This is a genomic window from Acidovorax sacchari (assembly GCF_042847045.1).
Classification (GTDB): domain Bacteria; phylum Pseudomonadota; class Gammaproteobacteria; order Burkholderiales; family Burkholderiaceae_C; genus Paracidovorax; species Paracidovorax sacchari.
This window is the reverse complement of the sequence record NZ_AP035783.1, coordinates 1,210,044-1,228,095: the sequence shown is the minus strand read 5'-3', so window position 1 is coordinate 1,228,095 and position 18,052 is coordinate 1,210,044. Positions and strand designations below refer to the sequence as shown.

At 70.0% G+C, this 18,052-nt stretch carries 18 protein-coding genes and 1 pseudogene; 14 read left to right on the top strand and 5 right to left on the bottom strand.

The window, feature by feature from the left end:
• Positions 1-60 precede the first annotated feature (60 nt).
• From ACGHC0_RS05525 to ACGHC0_RS05500, 6 genes and pseudogenes are all read left to right on the top strand, one after another.
• The gene (locus ACGHC0_RS05525) at positions 61-582 is read left to right on the top strand and encodes a nucleoside deaminase (RefSeq protein WP_415267642.1); all 522 of its coding nucleotides are present in this window, start codon (positions 61-63) and stop codon (positions 580-582) included.
• A gap of 128 nt (positions 583-710) precedes the next feature.
• Positions 711-1,751, top strand: coding sequence for an ABC transporter substrate-binding protein (locus tag ACGHC0_RS05520; protein ID WP_368354343.1), 1,041 nt, complete (start codon positions 711-713; stop codon positions 1,749-1,751).
• A 116-nt stretch (positions 1,752-1,867) separates the two neighbouring features.
• On the top strand, positions 1,868-2,692 hold the full coding sequence (locus ACGHC0_RS05515; protein ID WP_368354342.1) for an ABC transporter ATP-binding protein: 825 nt from the start codon (positions 1,868-1,870) through the stop codon (positions 2,690-2,692).
• The gene (locus ACGHC0_RS05510; RefSeq protein ID WP_368354341.1) at positions 2,689-3,465 is read left to right on the top strand and encodes an ABC transporter permease; all 777 of its coding nucleotides are present in this window, start codon (positions 2,689-2,691) and stop codon (positions 3,463-3,465) included. The genes ACGHC0_RS05515 and ACGHC0_RS05510 overlap by 4 nt, the downstream gene beginning before the upstream one ends.
• A 50-nt stretch (positions 3,466-3,515) precedes the next feature.
• Entirely contained in the window at positions 3,516-3,998 is a 483-nt protein-coding gene (locus tag ACGHC0_RS05505) for a GNAT family N-acetyltransferase (RefSeq protein WP_368354340.1), read from the top strand.
• A gap of 9 nt (positions 3,999-4,007) precedes the next feature.
• Positions 4,008-4,426: pseudogene (locus ACGHC0_RS05500) on the top strand (AAA family ATPase).
• Here the strand turns inward: ACGHC0_RS05500 and ACGHC0_RS05495 are convergent.
• Positions 4,371-7,547, bottom strand: coding sequence for a hypothetical protein (locus tag ACGHC0_RS05495; RefSeq protein WP_415267641.1), 3,177 nt, complete (start codon positions 7,545-7,547; stop codon positions 4,371-4,373). The pseudogene ACGHC0_RS05500 and the gene ACGHC0_RS05495 overlap by 56 nt on opposite strands.
• Positions 7,548-7,743: 196 nt before the next feature.
• Between ACGHC0_RS05495 and ACGHC0_RS05490 the strand changes: the two genes are divergently transcribed.
• Together ACGHC0_RS05490 and otnI are read left to right on the top strand one after the other, a co-directional pair.
• Positions 7,744-8,523, top strand: coding sequence for an SDR family NAD(P)-dependent oxidoreductase (locus ACGHC0_RS05490; RefSeq protein ID WP_368354338.1), 780 nt, complete (start codon positions 7,744-7,746; stop codon positions 8,521-8,523).
• Positions 8,524-8,612: 89 nt separating this feature from the next.
• Positions 8,613-9,425 carry a 2-oxo-tetronate isomerase gene (gene otnI / locus ACGHC0_RS05485; protein ID WP_368354337.1) on the top strand — a complete coding sequence of 271 codons (813 nt, stop codon included), beginning with the start codon at positions 8,613-8,615 and terminating at the stop codon, positions 9,423-9,425.
• A 71-nt stretch (positions 9,426-9,496) separates the two neighbouring features.
• Here the strand turns inward: otnI and ACGHC0_RS05480 are convergent, their stop codons facing one another.
• Positions 9,497-9,709: a hypothetical protein gene (locus tag ACGHC0_RS05480; RefSeq protein ID WP_368354336.1), complete on the bottom strand. Its 213-nt coding sequence runs from the start codon at positions 9,707-9,709 to the stop codon at positions 9,497-9,499.
• Between the two features lie 412 nt (positions 9,710-10,121).
• Here ACGHC0_RS05480 and ACGHC0_RS05475 point away from each other — a divergent pair, with 412 nt between their 5' ends.
• Together ACGHC0_RS05475 and infA are read left to right on the top strand one after the other, a co-directional pair.
• Positions 10,122-10,334, top strand: coding sequence for a hypothetical protein (locus ACGHC0_RS05475; protein ID WP_368354335.1), 213 nt, complete (start codon positions 10,122-10,124; stop codon positions 10,332-10,334).
• Between the two features lie 54 nt (positions 10,335-10,388).
• On the top strand, positions 10,389-10,646 hold the full coding sequence (gene infA / locus ACGHC0_RS05470) for a translation initiation factor IF-1 (protein ID WP_011794238.1): 258 nt from the start codon (positions 10,389-10,391) through the stop codon (positions 10,644-10,646).
• Positions 10,647-10,661: 15 nt separating this feature from the next.
• On the opposite strand, the gene ACGHC0_RS05465 is transcribed toward infA, so the two are convergent.
• A complete protein-coding gene (locus ACGHC0_RS05465; protein ID WP_415267640.1) occupies positions 10,662-11,678 on the bottom strand; it encodes an isopenicillin N synthase family dioxygenase in 1,017 nt (338 codons plus the stop codon).
• A gap of 587 nt (positions 11,679-12,265) precedes the next feature.
• Between ACGHC0_RS05465 and ACGHC0_RS05460 the strand changes: the two genes are divergently transcribed.
• From ACGHC0_RS05460 to ACGHC0_RS05450, 3 genes are all read left to right on the top strand, one after another.
• Positions 12,266-13,288: an ABC transporter substrate-binding protein gene (locus ACGHC0_RS05460; RefSeq protein ID WP_368354333.1), complete on the top strand. Its 1,023-nt coding sequence runs from the start codon at positions 12,266-12,268 to the stop codon at positions 13,286-13,288.
• The gene (locus ACGHC0_RS05455) at positions 13,285-13,794 is read left to right on the top strand and encodes a nucleoside deaminase (RefSeq protein ID WP_368354332.1); all 510 of its coding nucleotides are present in this window, start codon (positions 13,285-13,287) and stop codon (positions 13,792-13,794) included. Before ACGHC0_RS05460 ends, ACGHC0_RS05455 begins: the two co-directional genes overlap by 4 nt.
• A gap of 89 nt (positions 13,795-13,883) precedes the next feature.
• Complete coding sequence (locus ACGHC0_RS05450) at positions 13,884-14,714, top strand: urease accessory protein UreD (RefSeq protein ID WP_415267639.1); 831 nt, start codon at positions 13,884-13,886, stop codon at positions 14,712-14,714.
• 40 nt (positions 14,715-14,754) lie between these two features.
• Here the strand turns inward: ACGHC0_RS05450 and ACGHC0_RS05445 are convergent, their stop codons facing one another.
• The gene (locus tag ACGHC0_RS05445) at positions 14,755-15,585 is read right to left on the bottom strand and encodes an SDR family oxidoreductase (RefSeq protein ID WP_415267638.1); all 831 of its coding nucleotides are present in this window, start codon (positions 15,583-15,585) and stop codon (positions 14,755-14,757) included.
• A 134-nt stretch (positions 15,586-15,719) separates the two neighbouring features.
• The gene (locus tag ACGHC0_RS05440) at positions 15,720-16,631 is read right to left on the bottom strand and encodes a DMT family transporter (RefSeq protein WP_415267637.1); all 912 of its coding nucleotides are present in this window, start codon (positions 16,629-16,631) and stop codon (positions 15,720-15,722) included.
• A gap of 488 nt (positions 16,632-17,119) precedes the next feature.
• On the opposite strand from ACGHC0_RS05440, the gene ACGHC0_RS05435 reads away from it, so the two are divergent.
• Positions 17,120-18,052, top strand: a complete 933-nt coding sequence (locus ACGHC0_RS05435) for a hypothetical protein (RefSeq protein ID WP_415267636.1) — start codon at positions 17,120-17,122, stop codon at positions 18,050-18,052.

Here is an 18,052-nt window from a genome sequence, read left to right as displayed (position 1 = left end):
CTGCCCGGCACCCGGGCAGCGGGCCGGCCACCGGTACGCGGCTTGCATGCGGCCTGCGCCATGCCCGATACCGCCCCCCCTTCCCTTTCCGCTGCCCCGGCCCCGCTGACGCCCGAGCGCATTGCCCGCCACCTCCTGCGGGCGGATGCGGTGGCGCGCCGCGCGATGGACGCCGGGCGCCATCCCTTCGGCGCGCTGCTGGTCGCGCCGGACGGCGATACCGTGCTGGCCGAGCAGGGCAACATCGACACGGTGAACCACGCCGAATCCACGCTCGCGCGCGAGGCCGCCGCGCGCTGGCCCGCCGACATCCTGCGCGGCTGCACACTCGTCACCACCTTCGAGCCCTGCGCCATGTGCGCCGGCACCATCTACTGGGCCGGCATCGGGCGCGTGCTGTACGGCGCCGAGGAGACGGCGCTGCGCGCCCTCACGGGTGACCACCCCGAGAACCCCACGCTGGACCTGCCCTGCCGCGAGGTGTTCGCACGCGGACAGCGCCCGGTGGAGGTGACCGGCCCCGTCGCGGAACTGCGCGATGTGTTGGTCGCCGCGCACCGCGGCTTCTGGGAACACCGCTGAGCCCCAGGCAGGCACGAATTCATGCACCATACCGGTGCAATCCCTGCATACCGGGCCCTGCACCCGGCGGCGGACAGGCATCGATCTTGCTGATACTCCCGGTATCGATCGACACGAATGGAGACCCCATGACCAAGCGTTCCTTCCTGCAGTCCGCCCTGCTGTTCGCCGCATCGGGCCTGCTGGCACCCGCCGCGCAGGCCCAGGCCGGCGCGCCGACCCCCATCAAGTTCCAGCTCGACTGGCGCTTCGAGGGGCCCGCGGCCTTCTTCCTGCTGCCCACGGCCAAGGGTTACTTCAAGGAAGCGGGCCTGAACGTGACGGTGGACGCCGGCAACGGCTCGGGCGGCGCCGTGCAGCGCGTGGCCTCGGGCTCCTACGACATCGGCTTCGCCGACCTGGCCGCGGTGATGGAATTCCACGGCAACAACCCCGACGCGCAGAACAAGCCCGTGGCCGTGATGATGGTCTACAACAACACGCCCGCCTCGGTCATGGCGCTGAAGAAGAGCGGCATCACCAAGCCCGCCGACCTGAACGGCAAGAAGCTCGGCGCGCCGGTGTTCGACGCCGGGCGCCGCGGCTTCCCGATCTTCGCCAAGGCCAACCAGATCGCCGGCGTGCAATGGACCGCCATGGACCCGCCGCTGCGTGAAACCATGCTCGTGCGCGGCGACGTGGACGCCATCACCGGCTTCACCTTCACCTCCCTGCTGAACCTGGAGGCGCGTGGCGCCAAGGCATCGGACGTGGTCGTGCTGCCCTACGCCGATTACGGCGTGAAGCTCTACGGCAACGCCATCATCGCGAGCCCGAAGATCCTCAAGGAGAACCCCGAGGCGGTGAAGGCCTTCCTGAAGGCCTTCACCCGCGGCGCGAAGGAGGTGATCGCCAACCCCGGCGCCGCCATCGCCTACGTGAAGGAGCGCGACGGCATCGTGAACACTGCGCTGGAAACGCGCCGGCTGCAGCTGGCCATCGACACGGTGATCAACAGCCCGGATGCACGCGCCGAGGGCTTCGGCCAGGTGAAGCCCCAGCGGCTCGCCCTGATGGCTTCGCAGGTCTCGGACGCCTACAACACCAAGACGCGCGTCGATCCCGCCACCGTGTGGAACGGCAGCTTCCTGCCTGCGGCCGCCGAGCTGAACATCCTGCCGAAAAAGTAGGCCTTCCCCGCCCGGCCCGGCAATCCGGCCCGTTCACGCGACCGCGTGGAGGGGCCGTGCCCGCCGGCGCCCTCCGCCGCCGGACTGCGGCCCCTCCCCATTCCAGGATTTCTCCCATGCAGGCCACCGAAACCTATTTCGTGGACTTCCGCGACGTCTGGCTCGCCTACAACGAAGAGCTGCTGCGCGCCAACCACTTCGCGGTGGAAGCCATCGACCTGCAGGTGCGGCGCGGCGAATTCATCGCGATCGTCGGGCCGTCCGGCTGCGGCAAGTCCACTTTCATGAAGCTGGCCACCGGCCTGCGCATGCCCTCCATGGGCAAGATCCGCATCGCCGGCGAGCCCGTGACCGGGCCGCTGAAGATCTCGGGCATGGCCTTCCAGGCGCCTTCGCTGCTGCCCTGGCGCACCACGGTCGCCAACGTGCTGCTGCCGCTGGAGATCGTCGAGCCGCACCGCTCGCAGTTCAAGGCCCGCCGCAAGGAATACGAGGCCCGTGCCCGCGCCCTGCTGCAGAAGGTCGGCCTGGCCGGCTACGAGGACAAGTACCCCTGGCAGCTCTCGGGCGGCATGCAGCAGCGCGCCAGCATCTGCCGCGCGCTCATCCACGAGCCGCAGATGCTGCTGCTCGACGAGCCTTTCGGCGCGCTCGACGCGTTCACGCGCGAGGAACTCTGGTGCATCCTGCGCGACCTGCAGGCAGAGCAGCAATTCAACGTCATCCTGGTCACGCACGACCTGCGCGAGAGCGTGTTCCTGGCCGACACGGTCTATGTGATGAGCAAGAGCCCGGGCCGCTTCGTCGTGCGCCGCGACATCGAACTGCCCCGGCCGCGCGACCTGGAGCTCACCTACACCAAGGAATTCACCGACATCGTGCTGGAGCTGCGCGGCCACATCGGGGCGCTGCGCAAGACCGGCGGGGAGATCACGCAATGAACGCACAGCACCGCAAGCGCGTCGAGCGCTGGTCGCCCTGGGTCCTGCTCTTCACGGTGATCGTGCTCTGGCAGGTCATCTGCTCGGGCCTGGGCGTTTCGGAGTTCATCTTCCCCAGCCCGCTGGCCATCTGGAACCAGCTGGTGGAGTTCAAGTGGATCATCGCGGGCCACGCATGGCGCACCTTCTGGGTCACCATGGCGGGCTTCGGCATCGCCATCGTGGTGGGCGTGCTGCTGGGCTTCGTGATCGGCTCCTCGCGCCTGGCCTATGCAGCCATCTACCCGCTCATGACCGCCTTCAACGCGCTGCCCAAGGCCGCGTTCGTGCCCATCCTCGTGGTGTGGTTCGGCATCGGCGCGGGGCCGGCCATCCTCACGGCCTTCCTGATCAGCTTCTTCCCGATCATGGTGAACATCGCCACGGGCCTGGCCACCCTGGAGCCGGAGCTGGAGGACGTGCTGCGCGTGCTGGGCGCGCGCCGCTGGGACGTGCTCACCAAGGTGGGCCTGCCGCGCTCCCTGCCCTACTTCTACGGTTCGCTCAAGGTCGCCATCACGCTGGCCTTCGTGGGCACCACGGTGAGCGAGATGACCGCCGCCAACGAAGGCATCGGCTACCTGCTGATCTCCGCGGGCTCGTCCATGCAGATGGGCCTGGCCTTCGCGGGCCTGATGGTGGTGGGCGCGATGGCGATGGTGATGTACGAGCTTTTCAGCGTGCTGGAAAAGCACACCACCGGCTGGGCACGGCGGGGATCGCAGGGGGAGTGAGGGCGCGCGGGCCCGGGCCCGGCGCCATGGCGCAACCCTACAATTTCCGCATGCCCACCTACCGCGAAGCCACCGAAACCGACCTCCACGCGATCTGCGCGCTCGGCGAGGAAGTGAACGCGGTCCACCACGAGGCCTTTCCCGGCATCTTCGCAGGCCCGGGCGACCCGGACCGGGACGCAGCGCACTGGCGCAGCAGCATCGGCCGGGAAGACGCCACGACCTTCGTCGCCGAGTCCCGGGACGGGCTGGTCGGCTTCGTCACCGTCAGCATCGTCTCGGAATCCCACTCGCTGCTGAAGCCCATGCGCTTCGGCCGCGTGGGCAGCGTCGGCATCACCGCCAGCCAGCGGGGCCGGGGCATCGGCAGGGAATTGATGCAGCGGGCCCAGGACTGGGTGGCGCAGCGGGGAGGCGTCGAAGTGCGCCTGAACGTCTGGGCGTTCAACACCCATGCGCTGCATGTGTATGAAGAGCTGGGCTATGAGGTCCGCTCGCTGTTCCTGGTCAAGCCGCTGGGCGCCCAGGCCTAGGGAACGCACATGCCCCGCCGCACCCGGCCCCACCTGCTGCGCGCCAGCTTCCGGCCCGACGCCGACATCGACGAGAGCACCTACCCCTACAGCATCCCGGCCGTCGCGCAAATAGACCAGATCGACTTCCATCCCAACGTCACCTTCTTCGTCGGAGAGAACGGCGCGGGCAAATCCACCGTGCTGGAAGCGCTGGCCCGGCGCTGTGCGCCATCCACCAGCTGGTCGAGGACCATTCGCAACTCGTCATCGCCACGCACTCGCCGATCCTGCTGTCGTACCCGCACGCGAAGATCATCCTGTTCGACGGCACGGGCGTGAGTGAAGTGGCCTTCGAGGACACCGAGCATTTCGAGGTGACGCGGGACTTCCTCAACCACTACCCGCGGCGCCTGGAGCAATTGCTGGCGGACCCTCCGGACGGATAGGCGCCGGCGCCGGCCGCCGGGCCGGCACGTCGATCCGGTTGTCGATGTGGGACGCCTCGGCCGCTTCCAGGCCGGCCCACTGCACCACCAGATCGATGCCGCGCGTCTGCTGGACCATGTGGCGCTCGTAGGAGCGCAGCGAATAGGGTTGCACCGCGGCCGGGTCCGCCCACTGGGATTCGATCCGGGCGGCCAGCGCCTGCGCCGCGCCCGGCGGGCCGCCTGGATGCTGCGCGCAGAGCTGCAGTGCCGAGCGGTAGGCATCGTCCCGCTGGCGCATGGCGGGCGTCACCGTGGAGCGCGCCGCGAAGCTGTGGATCGGCGCCGCATGCTGCCGGACGGCCTGCAGCAGCGCGTCCAGCCGGGGCTGCTCGATGCCGGCATCGACCCAGTCCGCGGCCTGCGGCTCCATCGCCTCGAGGAACGCATCCACGTTCTGGTATTCGGTTTCCACGAACGAGAGCGGATGCAGGCGCCCTGCTTCATAGACGGCCTCCCTGCGGCGCGACAGGCCGGAGAAGACATGCTCCACGGCCGCACCGGCCTGGAGCGCCGCGAGCGAGAGGTCCACGCCGCCGGACGCGGCGGTGCCCGACGCGAGCGTCGTGCCGAAGCCGGCGGACACCCTGGCAGCCACCCCGGCCTTGTCGAGGTGCCCTTCGATCGAGCGCTCGACACGCATATGGCCCGTCGCGTCGGCGTAGTGCTTCGTGACGTTGCGCTGGGCCTCGACGAATCCGCCGACGCTGCCGCTGAGCTTGGCCCCCCAGTAGCCAGCCGAGGCCGCGGCGTCCACGCCCAGCGCATGGCGCCGCCGGCCGTCGCCGGCCCGGCCGATGCGGTTCACCGTGAGTTCGGGAAACGCCTGCAGCAGGCGCTGCAGCAGGGGCGTTCCATCGCCTGGCTGCATGCCGCCGTGGCATCCGTCGAGCAGCGCGTCCACCAGGGCAGAGAACTCGGCCCGCAGCTCCGGTACGGGCCGTCCGACGCGCGGCAGGCGCAGCGAAATGCCGTTCACCTCGGCGCGCTCGCGGCCATAGAGCACGGTGTCCACGTTGACGCCTGCCTTGGCCAGGCCGATGTCCGGCCCCACGAAGGCACCGACGCCCACCTGCCGGGCCGCCTGGCGCTGGGTGCCGAGCACGATCTCCATGTCGTAGGGCGGCATCGCGATCTCGAAGACGGCCTGCCGGCCGCGCTGCACCCTGCCGTCGATCCGGCCACGCAGGAAGAAGGCGCTCGCGACGGCACTGACCGACGACGTGATCTGCCGCAGCCCCACGCCCACCAGGCCCCCGCTGCTCAGCCGCAGGCGGCTCGATCCTTCGAGGCGGGCGATGATCTCCTTGAGCGCCGTGCGCACGGTTTCGCGGTCGATCACCGGCACGCTGGTGTCGCGTCCCGCGACCTCCTCGCGCGCCCGCGCCAGCGCCGCGGACGCGGCATGCAGGTCCACCGGCCCGTCCCGGGCTGCCGGCGCGGCGGTGCCCGCCACCGCACGGGCCTCGTCGAGCCACTGCTCCATGGTCCGGGCGTCGAAGCGCAGCACGGCCAGCGCCTGCAGCGCGGGCGCAGCGGCCAGGCGGTGGGCCAGGCCGGCCCGCCCCGCAGCGTCCAGGCCCGGCGAGAGCATGCCGGCCAGGCGCCCGGCGATATGGCCACGGGCCTCCGCGTCGAAGCCCTCCCGTTCGAGCGGCTCCGGTGCCGGAGTCTGCAGGCAGTGCGCCAGGACCGCGGCCCGCAGCAGCGCCTCGGGCACCTGCCCGGGGCCGGGCGTGCGCATGCGCAGGGCCGCATCGGCCAGGTGCGCCCGCAGGCCCTCGGCGGCCTCGCGCAGCGCGGCTTCGCGGGCCCGGCGGTGGCGCGCGATGGCAGGCCCTCGCTCCACACCCTGCGTGCCGTGCCGCAAGGCCGTGAAAGGTGTCTTGCCGACCAGGGGGTTGCGCAGCAGCCTGCCCCGCTGCGGCGCGGCCCGCTCGATCCAGCGCCCGGTTTTCACGAGGCGCGCGTCGATCGCGGCAAAGTCCGATCCGGGTCCGGTGTCGAACAGGTCGTTGCGCACGGCCGCCAGCGCCCACCGGTGGGGCTGGGCAGCCTGCACATCGCCGGCCATCCGGGCGGCAGCGCAGGCGATCGCCCTGTCCGGCAGGCCCTCCCGTGCCCCGGCTCGCGCCAGCAGCGCGGCGGGGTCCACTCCCCCGGCCAGCCCCTCGGCGGTCTGCGGCAAGGCGGCTGCGGCCTTCAGCAACAGCGCGAAATCCTGGCGCGACGCAGCCTCCACCGGAACGGCGACCACGGCCTGCAGCACGTCCTGTCCCATGGGCGTGGCGGCCAGCGCGGCGGCCGTGCGCCACGCCGCCTGCCTGGCCGCAGCGGCGCGGGCCGCCCCGTCCGCTTCCGCGCTGGCGGACGAGCGCCGCGGCGTGGAGGGGTCCGGTCCATCGGCCTCCAGGGAGTGCCGGGCCGTCCCGTATTCCGAGCCATCTTCGCTGCCCTCCGGGGACTGCGCGGGCGTTCCGTACACCGATCCGGCATCGCCCCCGGACGCAGCGGCCTGCCGCTGCCGCCAGGCCGCCGCCACCTCGCGGGCCGGGTCCATCTCCTGCAGCACGGCGAGTGCGTCCAGGGCCATGGCGGCATCCCCTCCGGTGGCCGCGGCGATCGCCTGGGCCAGCAGCACGCGCGGCGCTCCGGGCAGGCCCGGGACCGGCGCCATGCGCGAGACATCCAGCTGCGACAGGGCGCCGGCCAGGTCCGCCGCCGCGCCGAAGCGATGGGCCGTGCGGCTGAACAGCGAGCGGACACACCGGGACATGTCGGGCTGCGCCTGCTCCATCGCATCGGGCAGGACATGGGACGCCATGCTGCCCGCACTGCCGGCGCGTCCCGTCCCGCCCGGCACGCCCGCCGTGCCGCCCTGTGCGGCGGCGGCCGGCAGGGCGCCGCGCGGAGGCCGGGCAGAGTCCGCCTGCGGCCGGCGCAGCGGCCGGCGGGCCGGCGCATCCAGAGGCCGCACGGCGGTGCTGGCCAGCGGCGGCATCTGCTGCGCCTGTCCCGCCGGCGTATCGAAGGCGATCCGGGAGATACCGAAGCAGCGGGTCAGTTTGCCGAGCAGGGACATGGCACCATCCTGCCGACCCGCCGCCGCCATGCCCACCGGGTGCGCGAAGCAATCCGCAGAAACCCGACTTCGCCGTGCGCGCAGGGCATCAGGCATTGCCGGCGCACGCGGGGCCGGGGCGCCGGACTACGCGGAGGCCCTCCCGCCATCCCTACAGTGGCGGGATTTCCACCGGCTCTTCAGGAAAGGCAATCCCATGGTCCAAGGACGCCTCGCAGGCCGCAAGGCCCTCGTCACCGGCAGCACACAGGGCATCGGCGCCGCCATCGCGCTGCGGCTCGCCCAGGACGGTGCCGACGTCGTTCTCAACGGCCGCAATCCCGATGGCGCGCCCGGCGGGCTCATCGAGTGCATCGCCGCGCTCGGGCGCCGCGCGGTGTACGTGGCCGCGGACCTGAGCCACGGCGCGGCCGGGGCGGGCCGGCTGGTGGACGAGGCCGCGCAGGCGCTCGGCGGGCTGGACATCCTGGTGAACAACGCGGGCGTGGAGCGCCGCGCCGACTTCTGGGACGTGACCGAGGAAGACTACGACCTCGTGATGGACACCAACGTGAAGGGCCTGTTCTTCGCCACGCAGGCCTTCGTGCGGCGCCTGCGCTCGCGCAAGGACGGGGGCGCCATCGTCAACATCAGCTCGGTGCACGAGGAGATCGCCTTCCCGCATTTCGCCTCGTACTGCGCGAGCAAGGGCGCGCTGCGCATGCTGGCGCGCAACCTCGCGAGCGAACTCGCTCCGCTGGGTATCCGCATCAACAACGTCGCGCCCGGCGCCATCGCCACCCCGATCAATGCGCAGCTCATGGACAACCCGGAGCAGATGCGCGCGCTCAATGCGCAGATCCCCCTGGGCCGCATGGGCCAGCCCGAGGACGTGGCCGGCCTGGTGGCCTTCCTGGCGGGAGACGAGGCGCGCTACATCACGGGCGGCACCCACTTCGTGGACGGCGGCCTGACCTACCACTACGCCGAGCAATAGCACCGAGCCATACCACCCGGTCAGCAGCACCGGGCAATGGGATGGAGGCGGCCCGGCACAATGGCGCACCGCCGTCCAGCCCCGCCGCCATGCCCCGCTTCGCCGCCAACCTCTCCATGCTCTATCCGGAGATGGAGTTCACCGACCGCTTCGCCGCCGCGGCCCGCGATGGCTTCCGGGGGGTCGAGTACCTGTTCCCCTATGCCCATCCGGCCGACCGGCTGGCCGCCCTGCTGCATCGCCATGGACTGCAGCAGGTGCTGTTCAACGCCCCGCCGGGCGACTGGGAGGCCGGCGAACGCGGCCTGGCCTGCCTGCCGGGCCGGGAGGCGGAGTTCCGCGAAGGCATCGCCCAGGCCGTCGCCTACGCCCGGGTCCTGGCCTGCCCGCGCATCCACGTGATGGCCGGCATCGCGCCCGAAGGCGCAGACCCCGCGGCGCTGCAGGCCACCTACGCTGCCAACCTGCGCGGTGCGGCGGCCCTGGCGGCCCCGCACGGCATCGCGCTGATGATCGAACCCATCAACGGCCGCGACATGCCCGGCTATTTCCTGCAGCGGCAGGAAGCAGCGCACGCCTGGGTCGAAGAACTGGGCAGCCCGCACGTGCAGGTGCAGATGGACCTCTACCACTGCCAGGTGGCCGAAGGCGACGTGGCCACGAAACTGCGCCGCTACCTGCCCACGGGCCGCGTGGGCCACCTGCAGATCGCCGGCGTGCCGGAGCGCCACGAGCCCGACGTGGGCGAGGTGCACTACCCCTATCTTTTCCGGCTCGTGGATGCGCTGGGATATGCCGGCTGGATCGGCTGCGAATACCGGCCTGCGCGCGGTTCGGAGCCGGGTGGCACCGGCGCGGGTCTGGAGTGGATGGCGCCCTGGCGCGCGGCGCTGCCGGAGTGATGGCGGCCCGTGGCGCCGGGTGGCGCTGCAATGGCGCAGAAGCGGCGCGAAAACGTTTGCGCGCGCCGCGGTCAGCGGGCCTGCATCTGGCGGCAGATGTTCTGGCCCGTGGCGGTCAGGCGCAGCGCCCCCGCGTTCCATTCCATCCATGCGCACTGGACGAGTTCGTCGATCACGTCCTCGCCGATTTCACCCGCCTGGTTGCTGCGCAGCAACCGGTCGATGCGGGGCAATGCCTCGCGCAGTTCGCCCAGCCGGGCGGTGGAAGTGGACGCGGTAGCCATGCAACGTACCTTCGGTTGAAAAATCAAGATACAGGCTAGCACGGCAGCATGCACGCGCGATGGCCCATTGCCAGCAAGCAACACATGGCCATTGCTGCGGACGGGCCGGCGCGCATGCGCTACACTGTGCCCCGCCCTGGCGACATGCCTGCCTTGCCGGGGCCTACGGCGCACGCATCGTCCCGCATGCCCCGCCGCACCGGGCCCGTACCTCGGCCCGCCTTCCTTCCGGCAAGCTCCTTCCTTTTTTCACGACGCGCTCCGTTCCGGACTCCCGGCCCGCGTCGCCCCTGGCGGCTTCCGCCACCTGCTTCCACGCCGCCGGCCTCCCATCCGGCCGCGCCCGGCCTCCACCGGCGTCCTGTGTTTCCCCGCGTGCGCGCGCCGCACGCTGCTTCTTTTTCTTTCCGACATGCACACACCAGTCGCCCTGGCAGTGGGCCGCTACCTCGTCACGCCGCTGATCCGGCGCATCGAATCGGGCCGCTACACCGCTTCCGTCTCCGTCCGCCGCGGCATGCACGACCGCGTCTTCCGCTTCCTGCCGCATTTCGACAGCGATGCCCTGGCCTCGCTCTACGCCCTCGACCAGGGCCGGCACATCGCCCTGCACGGCGCCGCCTGACCCGCGCCCCCGCGCCCATCCATCCCTTTCTTTCCCACCATCCGAAGGAGTTCCGTGTCCAAAGAAGACCTGATCGAAATGCAAGGCAAAGTGGAGGAAGTCCTGCCCGACTCCCGCTTCCGCGTGACCCTGGACAACGGGCACCAGCTCATCGCCTATGCGGGCGGCAAGATGCGCAAGCACCGCATCCGCGTGCTCGCCGGCGACCGCGTGTCGCTGGAACTGTCCCCCTATGACCTCAACAAGGGCCGGCTCACCTTCCGGCACATCGAAGGCCGCGGCCCGCGCGCTCCCCAGCGGGGCGCGCGCTGACCGCCCCCGCCGCCGTCAGTAGCGGTTGGAGAAGTTCGCGCTGATGCGCTGCTTCAGGTACTCGCCCGCCGTGATCGGCGGGTGCGTGCCCGCCGGGCCCGCGATCACCGCATCCTCGTTGGCCTGGCAGAAGAACGCGAGGCTGTAGCGCGCGCCCTGGTACTCGTGCGGCAGCGGGTTGCGCACCCGGTGGAAGTTGCTGGGCAGCACGTCGTCGCTCCAGCGCGTGAGCATGTCGCCGATGTTGCAGGTGATCACGCCCTCCGCGGGTTCCACGGGCGTCCAGCGGCGGCCCTCCATCTCCTTGCCGGGCAGCACCTGCAGCCCGCCCTGCCCCGGGCGCTGGAACAGCAGCGTCAGGCAGTCGAAATCGGTGTGCGCGCCCGCGCGCCAGAGCCCCAGCTCATCCTTCAGCGCCGGATCCACCGCGAAGTAATGCAGCATGCGCAGCGTGCTCTGGTAGGCGGGCACGGACGGATCGTGCGCGCGGGTGAAGAACGCATCGTCGAATCCCAGCTTCCACGCGAAGCACGAGAGCAGGCGCATGCCCACCTCCCAGCACTGGCGCTCGAAGGCCAGCGTCGCCGCGCGGAAGCCCGGCAGTTCCTCCTCCGTCGGCCAGAGGCCCTCCATGCGCGGGCGCGTGACCTGGTAGGACTCCTTCTGGTCCGGCGTGCGGGTGGAGGGGCGGATCTGCGCCTTGTGCTCCCAGCCCGCGTTGCGCGCGAGCGGCCACTGCGCCTTGGTCTCGCGCGGCAGCGCGAAGAAGGCCTCGGCCCGCGCGAAGGCCGCGCGGATGTCCTCGATGGGAATGCCGTGGTGGGACACCTGGAAGAAGCCGATATCGACGGACGCGCTCCAGAGCTGTTCGGCGATCTCTTCCTTGCGGCGGTCGAAATCCGAGATGTCGATGCAGCGCACCTCGCGCTCGCGCGTCTCCTCGCCCAGGCCGCCCATGCGGGCCTCGCGGGAGAGTTCCTCCTGGACGCCGGAGTGGTCGGTCGCGGTGCCGGGGATGGTGGCAGAAGTCATGGTGGTTTCCTTGTCGTTGCAGCATGCAAGGGCCGTGAAGGCGCGGCCATGGTCACCGTCCATGGCGATAGCGCGCGCGGCGCGGGCCCTTGAAGTGGGAAAAGGCGGCGGCCCCGTGCCGGGCACCAGGGCCGCCGCCGGCTTCAAGAGCAATGACCCGCCGGCCGCCGGCCCCGCACCAGGGGGGAGCGGCCGTGCTGAACGCTTCTACTCTCGCCGCAGCCGGATGCAATCCGCGGGCCAGGCAAAGCCGCTGCAGTGACCCGCCGCACGGGGGCGACGCCTGCCCCGCGGCGGTGACAGCGTGCACCAGAACGAGGAATGCGGGCATGCCGCGCACCGCCGGTGCACCAGGGGGCATCGCCCACCTCCGGCATCGCGCACGCCGTGCGGGCGGCGTCACCATGGGCACGCTTCATGCATTGACGCCGGCGAGTAGAAGCGTTCAGCACGGCGGAGCCACCCCGCCGCCGCCCGGAAATTGCTCGATCCGCACCGGTCCTGCCCGGCGGTGCGCCGTGCCTTCGCGCGCGGTGCACGGCGGGCGGCGCACCGGCCTCTTTCGCAATGACCACCGAGGCACGGCCATGCAACGACGCCAGTTTCTCTCACGCTCCCTCGCCACCACCGCCGCACTGGGCGCGCCGTTCGCGCCCTTCGTCCATGCGCAGGGAACGCCCATTCCGCTGAAGTTCACGCTCGACTTCCGCGTCACCAGCCAGACTTCGCCCTTCTTCCTCGCGCTCGCCAAGGGCTACTACAAGGAAGAGGGACTGGACGTGAGCATCGACGTGGGCTCGGGCTCCGTGGCGTCCATCACGCGCGTGGCCAGCGGCGCCTACGACCTGGGCCTGGGCGACCTCAGCTCCCTGGTCGAGTTCCAGGCCCAGAACCCCGGCACGCCCGTGCAGGCCATCTACCAGTACTACCAGCGCGCCCCCTTCGTCATCATCGGCCGCAAGGACCGCGGCATCACCACCGACTTCCTCTCGCTCAAGGGCAAGCGCGTGGCCGCGGCGGCGGTGGAATCCACGCGCCGCTGCTGGCCCATGGTGGCGCGCGCGCTCAAGACCGGCCCCGACCTCTTCGAGTGGGTGACGACCGACTTCAGCGCCCGTGACAACGTGATGGTGCGCGGCGATGTCGATGCCGCCACGTATTTCCACGACTCCGCCGTATCGCTGTTCGCGCGCATGCCCCCCCGGGATCTCGCCGTGCTCGAGTACGGCAAGGCCGGGCTGCACCTGTACGGCAACGCCCTGCTGGCGGGCCGGCTGCTGCAGGAAAAACCCGAGGCGGCACGCGGCTTCCTGCGCGCCAGCCAGCGGGCGCTGCGCGAAACCCTCGCCAACCCCGATGCGGCACTGGCCGCCGTCAAGGCGCGCGAGCCCATCCTCAACATGGATGTGGAGCGCGAGCGCTGGTCCATCACGCGGCAGTACCTGGCGCCGCCCGACCTGCCGGCCCAGTCCCTGGGCAGTGTGCAGCCCGACGTGCTGGGGCGCCAGATCGACGAGGTGGCCACCGTGTTCCAGCTGGCCGCGAAGCCCGCGCCCGAGCGGGTGTTCAACCCCGGCTTCCTGCCCGCGGGCCCGAAAGGCGCCGCATGAGTGCCATGCCGCTGCCAGAGGAGACGCCGCTGGACGAGCGCGACGGCCGCTACCTGCGGCAGGCCATCGCCCTGGCGGACAAGGCCCGCGCGCGCGGCAACCGGCCGTTCGGAGCGGTGATCGTCGGCGACGACGGCACGGTGCTCGCGGAGGCCTGGAACGCCAACGGGGAGACCGGCGACTGCACGGCGCACGCGGAAACCTCCGCCATCCGCGTGGCGAGCCCGCAGCATGCGCGCGAGGTCCTGGCGCGTGCCACGCTGTACTCGTCGGGCGAGCCCTGCGTGATGTGCGCGGGCGCGATTTTCTGGGCCAACATCGGCCGCGTGGTGTACGGCATCGACGCAGTGCGCCTGCGCGGCTTCCGCGGCGAGCGGCAGGACCAGCGCGATGCGGAACTCTCCTGCCGCGACGTCTTCGATGCCTCGCCGCACCCGATCGAATGCATCGGCCCGGCCCTGGTCGCCGAAGCCTCCGCATCGCACGAAGGCGCCTGGAAGGCCTGACGCGCGTACCTGCCGTCCGGCCCGCGGACCGCGGCTATCATGCGGCGCTCGCTCCACCCCACGCAACGACCGCAAGACACCCACGACCGATGACCTGGCACGCCCGCCTGCAACTGGACTACCGGCGGGAAGGCCCGCGCACCGTGGCCCGCTTCCTCCACGACGGACCGCTGCGCATCCTGCAGAGCCTCTACCCCGAAGGCGACGGCATCTGCCACAACGTGCTCGTGCATCCGCCGGGCGGGCTCGTGGGCGGGGACACGCTGGACATCGCAGCCACGGTCGCGGCGGGGGCCCACGGCCTCGTGACCACGCCGGGCGCCACGCGCTTCTACCGCTCCACCGGTGCTCCCGCGCTGCAGCGCACGCAGGCCACGCTGGCCGCCGGCGCACGCCTCGAATGGCTGCCGCTGGAGGCCCTGTGCTACAGCGCCTGCCAGGCCGAGAACCGGCTCATCCTCTCGCTCGCGCCGGGCGCCGAATGCATCGCCTGGGACGTGACCGCCCTGGGCCTGCCGCACTCCGGCCAGCCCTTCGCCGAAGGACGCTTCACGCAGCACATCGAAGTGCCCGGCATCTGGCTGGAACGCGGCACCATCGACGCCGCCGACGCGCTGCTCATGGATGGCCGCCTCGGGCTGGCCGGGCACCGCTGCCTGGCATCGGTATTTTTCGTGGCCGGCGAGGCGCTGCCGCGGGAACGCCGGGAGGCGGCCCTGGACGCGGCCCGCGCCATGATCGATGCGCATGCGCTGCGGGAGACCGCGGGCGCGACCAGCCCCCACCCGCAGGTGGTGGTGGTGCGCGTGCTGGCGCCCGTGGTGGAACCGGCCATGGAACTGCTGCGGCAGGCCTGGGGGGCTTGGCGCGAGCAGCTCTGGGGCCTGCCGGCCCGGCTGCCCCGCATCTGGAGCATGTGACGCGGGCCACCGCGTCGCCCGGCGGTCCAGCCGGTCCTGCTCAGAACGCTCCGGGGTAGGCGCCGCCGTCCGCCAGCACGTTCTGCCCGGTCAGGTAGGCCGCCTGCACGCTGCAGAGGAAGGCGCAGATCGCGCCGAACTCCTCCGGCGTGCCGTAGCGGCCCGCCGGAATCGCCGCCTGCTGGGCCCGGCGCACATCGTCCTCGCTCCTGCCCGACTTCTTCACCGCGGCCTGGATGGTGGCTGCCAGCCGGTCGGTATCGAACTTGCCGGGCAGCAGGTTGTTGATGGTCACGCCCTTCGCGGCGATACCGCTGCGCGCGGCACCGGCCACGAACCCCGTGAGGCCGCTGCGCGCGCCGTTGGACAGGCCCAGGATGTCGATCGGCGCCTTCACCGCGCTCGACGTGATGTTCACGATGCGGCCGAAGCCGCGCGCGGCCATGCCGTCCACCGTCGCCTTGATCAGTTCGATGGGCGTGAGCATGTTGGCATCCACTGCGCGGATCCAGGCCTCGCGGTCCCACTCGCGGAAATCGCCGGGCGGCGGGCCGCCCGCGTTCGTCACCACGATGTCGAAATCGCGCCCCGGCCCGCCGGGCGCGGTGAATGCCGCCTCGCGCCCCTCCGGCGTGGTGATGTCGGCGGGCACGGCCACCACCTGCGGCGGCGGCCCCTTCTGCCCCGCGGCCGCCGTGATCTCCGCGCCTGCGGAAACCAGCCGCGCGGCCGCCAGTCGCAGGTCCTCGGGATTGCGCGCGTTGATCACCACGTTCACGCCCTCGCGCACCAGCGCCTCGGCGCAGCCGTAGCCCAGGCCCTTGCTCGCGCCGCAGACCAGTGCCCATTTGCCCGTGATACCCAGATCCATAGTGCTTGTCCTTTCGTTCCGCGCGGTGCGGCAACGCAGTGGTGGTGGGTGGCGCGCACGGCGCCGGAACCGCGATGGTACGGAAGCCCGGCATCCGCGTGGGGTGCCGGGGAATAGCGGGTGGCGCCTGCCCTTCAGGCCCGCATTCGCGTGAACACGAAGATGCCCGCCATCACCAGCACCGTGCCGGCCGCCACCCAGAGCGTGAACGGCTCGCCCAGCAGCCACACGCCCATCAGGATCGTGGACAGCGGCCCGATCATGCCGGCCTGCGCTGCCGCGCCCGCGCCGATGCGCTCGATCGCCATCATCACCAGCAGCACCGGCACGGCCGTGCACAGCACCGCGTTGCACACCGACAGCCACAGCACCTCGGGCGCCACCACGGCCGCCGAGAGCGGGCGCAGCGCCGCGAACTGCGCGATGCAGCACACGCACGCCACCGTGGTGGCCAGGCCCACCAGCCGCAGCGAGCCGATGCGGCGGACCATCTCGCCGCTGTACACCAGATAGACCGCATAGCTCACGGCCGAGAGAAAGACCAGCAGCACGCCCCAGGCCACATCCTGGCCCTGCAGGCTCGCTTCGTGGCCGAACACCAGCACCACGCCGCAATAGCTGATCGCCATGCCCAGCACCTGCCCGCGGCGGATGCCGCGCCCGTACAGCAGCCAGCCCAGCACCACCACCAGCGTGGGGTTGAGGTACAGGATGAGCCGCTCCAGGCTCGCCGTGATGTAGGCCAGCCCGGCGAAGTCGAGAAAGCTCGCGAGGTAGTACCCCGTGACACCCAGGCCCACGATGCCCGCCCAGTCGCGCCGCGACAGCGGCGGCTTGCCACGGCTCGCCCACCACGCCATCACCGCGAAGATCGGCAGCGCGAACAGCATGCGGTACATCAGCAGCGTGACCGCATCCACCCCGTAGCGGTAGGCGAGCTTGACGATGATGGCCTTGCCGCTGAAGGCGATGGCGCCCACGAGGGCGAGGACGAGCCCGGTGGCGGTTTTGGCGGGGGGAGGAGCAACAGCGGTATCGGAGGGCACGGGACGGGCGCGCAGGCGCGAAGGCGGGGAAAGCCGCAGTGTGGCATGCGCCGCGGCGCGCGGCCCGCGGCTTTGCGCAAGGCTGGCAGCGTGGGACGCGATGGGCGGGAAAGCCGGCGCTGGCATGGGTAGCACGGGGCAGTCAAGCGGTAACGGCATGCGTTTCGGCGGATGGAACCGTTACGTCTAGCGACCTATTTGCACGGTACTCTGGGATATTTTTAGCCGTATGCCTCCGCATAATCCGCGCCGAGCATTGCGTCACGCAGGTGCAGTTCGAGATGAAAGGAAAGAAAGATGCTGAATCCACTGACAGCGCCGCATTAGGCGCTGCAATCCACCCTCGAGCGGATTAATGTACCCGGCTCCCCGGCTGCTAGGCACGGGTTGGCGTGACCAGTAAAGATAGGGTTAGCAGAGGGATGAAGTATTCCCCGACCAACACCTGAACTAAAAATATTTGAAATTACCAAGGGAGAATCGAACCGATGAGTGCAGAGCTTGCAGCTACATTTTTCAACATGGGGTACGCGCAGTCCGTGGAACAGTCCATGGACAAGAACCAGGTAGATGTTTTAGTGCTGACTCCTGGTCAATACATGAGCATTTTGCAAGACAAGGCAAGGAATAAACCAGCACTTGAGTTCAATTTGCGCAAGATCCTCGCCAGTTCAACTTTCGGCCAATACTGGCAGAAAACCTTCAGTCCCAATGCCAGTGAACCCTGGGTTGGTCCGGTAGCACAAGGTGCCAATGATGCCATCGCCATCACCCGCACACTGAACGCTATCGGCATGGCGGGGATCACAAGCTATGTGAAAACCACCGCCACTGGCACCTACATCATCATCAAAGGCTACTCGGCCCAGCGCAGCAGCGCGCTTCAAGGGACTCGCTACCTTGCGACCCACCCCAAGATGCTCCAGTTCGGCTTGGGAGTGAAAAGCCTGGCGGGCATCGCCAAAGGTGGGTTCGTCCTGGGTGTGGTGGTGTCCGCAGGCATAGAGTTGATGGACTTCATGTTCAACAGCGAAAAGACCATGAATGACTTGGTCGGCGGAATCGGTGTGGAGGCGGTCAAGGGTGGCCTTGGCGCTTTGCTGGCCTATGCATCAGCGATGACCATCGGTTCGATCACGACGATTGCAATAGCACCAATTGGCATCATGGCAGTGGCTGCCGTATTATTCGGCACAGGCTTAAACCAGATCGATCAAAAATACGAGATTAAGAGCAAGGTGGTTGCCGCATTGAAGGCGATACCCAATACACTTGAGCATGGCTTCTACCAAATCAAAACTGATACAGCTTCCTGGCATGAAGAATTGAGAAAATCCATTGACCAGAAAGCCGATCAAGCGAATCGTTTTCTTGGCCAAGGCTTCAAAGAATGGCTTTGCCCCATCTGCCCCAGGTATTGA

Bases quoted from the DNA above. Each gene is read 5' to 3' on its own strand.
- ACGHC0_RS05525 (WP_415267642.1), top strand. From the start codon at position 61: ATGCCCGATACCGCCCCCCCTTCCCTTTCCGCTGCCCCGGCCCCGCTG.
- ACGHC0_RS05520 (WP_368354343.1), top strand. From the start codon at position 711: ATGACCAAGCGTTCCTTCCTGCAGTCCGCCCTGCTGTTCGCCGCATCG.
- ACGHC0_RS05515 (WP_368354342.1), top strand. From the start codon at position 1,868: ATGCAGGCCACCGAAACCTATTTCGTGGACTTCCGCGACGTCTGGCTC.
- ACGHC0_RS05510 (WP_368354341.1), top strand. From the start codon at position 2,689: ATGAACGCACAGCACCGCAAGCGCGTCGAGCGCTGGTCGCCCTGGGTC.
- ACGHC0_RS05505 (WP_368354340.1), top strand. From the start codon at position 3,516: ATGCCCACCTACCGCGAAGCCACCGAAACCGACCTCCACGCGATCTGC.
- ACGHC0_RS05495 (WP_415267641.1), bottom strand. From the start codon at position 7,547: ATGTCCCTGCTCGGCAAACTGACCCGCTGCTTCGGTATCTCCCGGATC.
- ACGHC0_RS05490 (WP_368354338.1), top strand. From the start codon at position 7,744: ATGGTCCAAGGACGCCTCGCAGGCCGCAAGGCCCTCGTCACCGGCAGC.
- otnI (WP_368354337.1), top strand. From the start codon at position 8,613: ATGCCCCGCTTCGCCGCCAACCTCTCCATGCTCTATCCGGAGATGGAG.
- ACGHC0_RS05480 (WP_368354336.1), bottom strand. From the start codon at position 9,709: ATGGCTACCGCGTCCACTTCCACCGCCCGGCTGGGCGAACTGCGCGAG.
- ACGHC0_RS05475 (WP_368354335.1), top strand. From the start codon at position 10,122: ATGCACACACCAGTCGCCCTGGCAGTGGGCCGCTACCTCGTCACGCCG.
- ACGHC0_RS05465 (WP_415267640.1), bottom strand. From the start codon at position 11,678: ATGACTTCTGCCACCATCCCCGGCACCGCGACCGACCACTCCGGCGTC.
- ACGHC0_RS05460 (WP_368354333.1), top strand. From the start codon at position 12,266: ATGCAACGACGCCAGTTTCTCTCACGCTCCCTCGCCACCACCGCCGCA.
- ACGHC0_RS05455 (WP_368354332.1), top strand. From the start codon at position 13,285: ATGAGTGCCATGCCGCTGCCAGAGGAGACGCCGCTGGACGAGCGCGAC.
- ACGHC0_RS05450 (WP_415267639.1), top strand. From the start codon at position 13,884: ATGACCTGGCACGCCCGCCTGCAACTGGACTACCGGCGGGAAGGCCCG.
- ACGHC0_RS05445 (WP_415267638.1), bottom strand. From the start codon at position 15,585: ATGGATCTGGGTATCACGGGCAAATGGGCACTGGTCTGCGGCGCGAGC.
- ACGHC0_RS05435 (WP_415267636.1), top strand. From the start codon at position 17,120: ATGAGTGCAGAGCTTGCAGCTACATTTTTCAACATGGGGTACGCGCAG.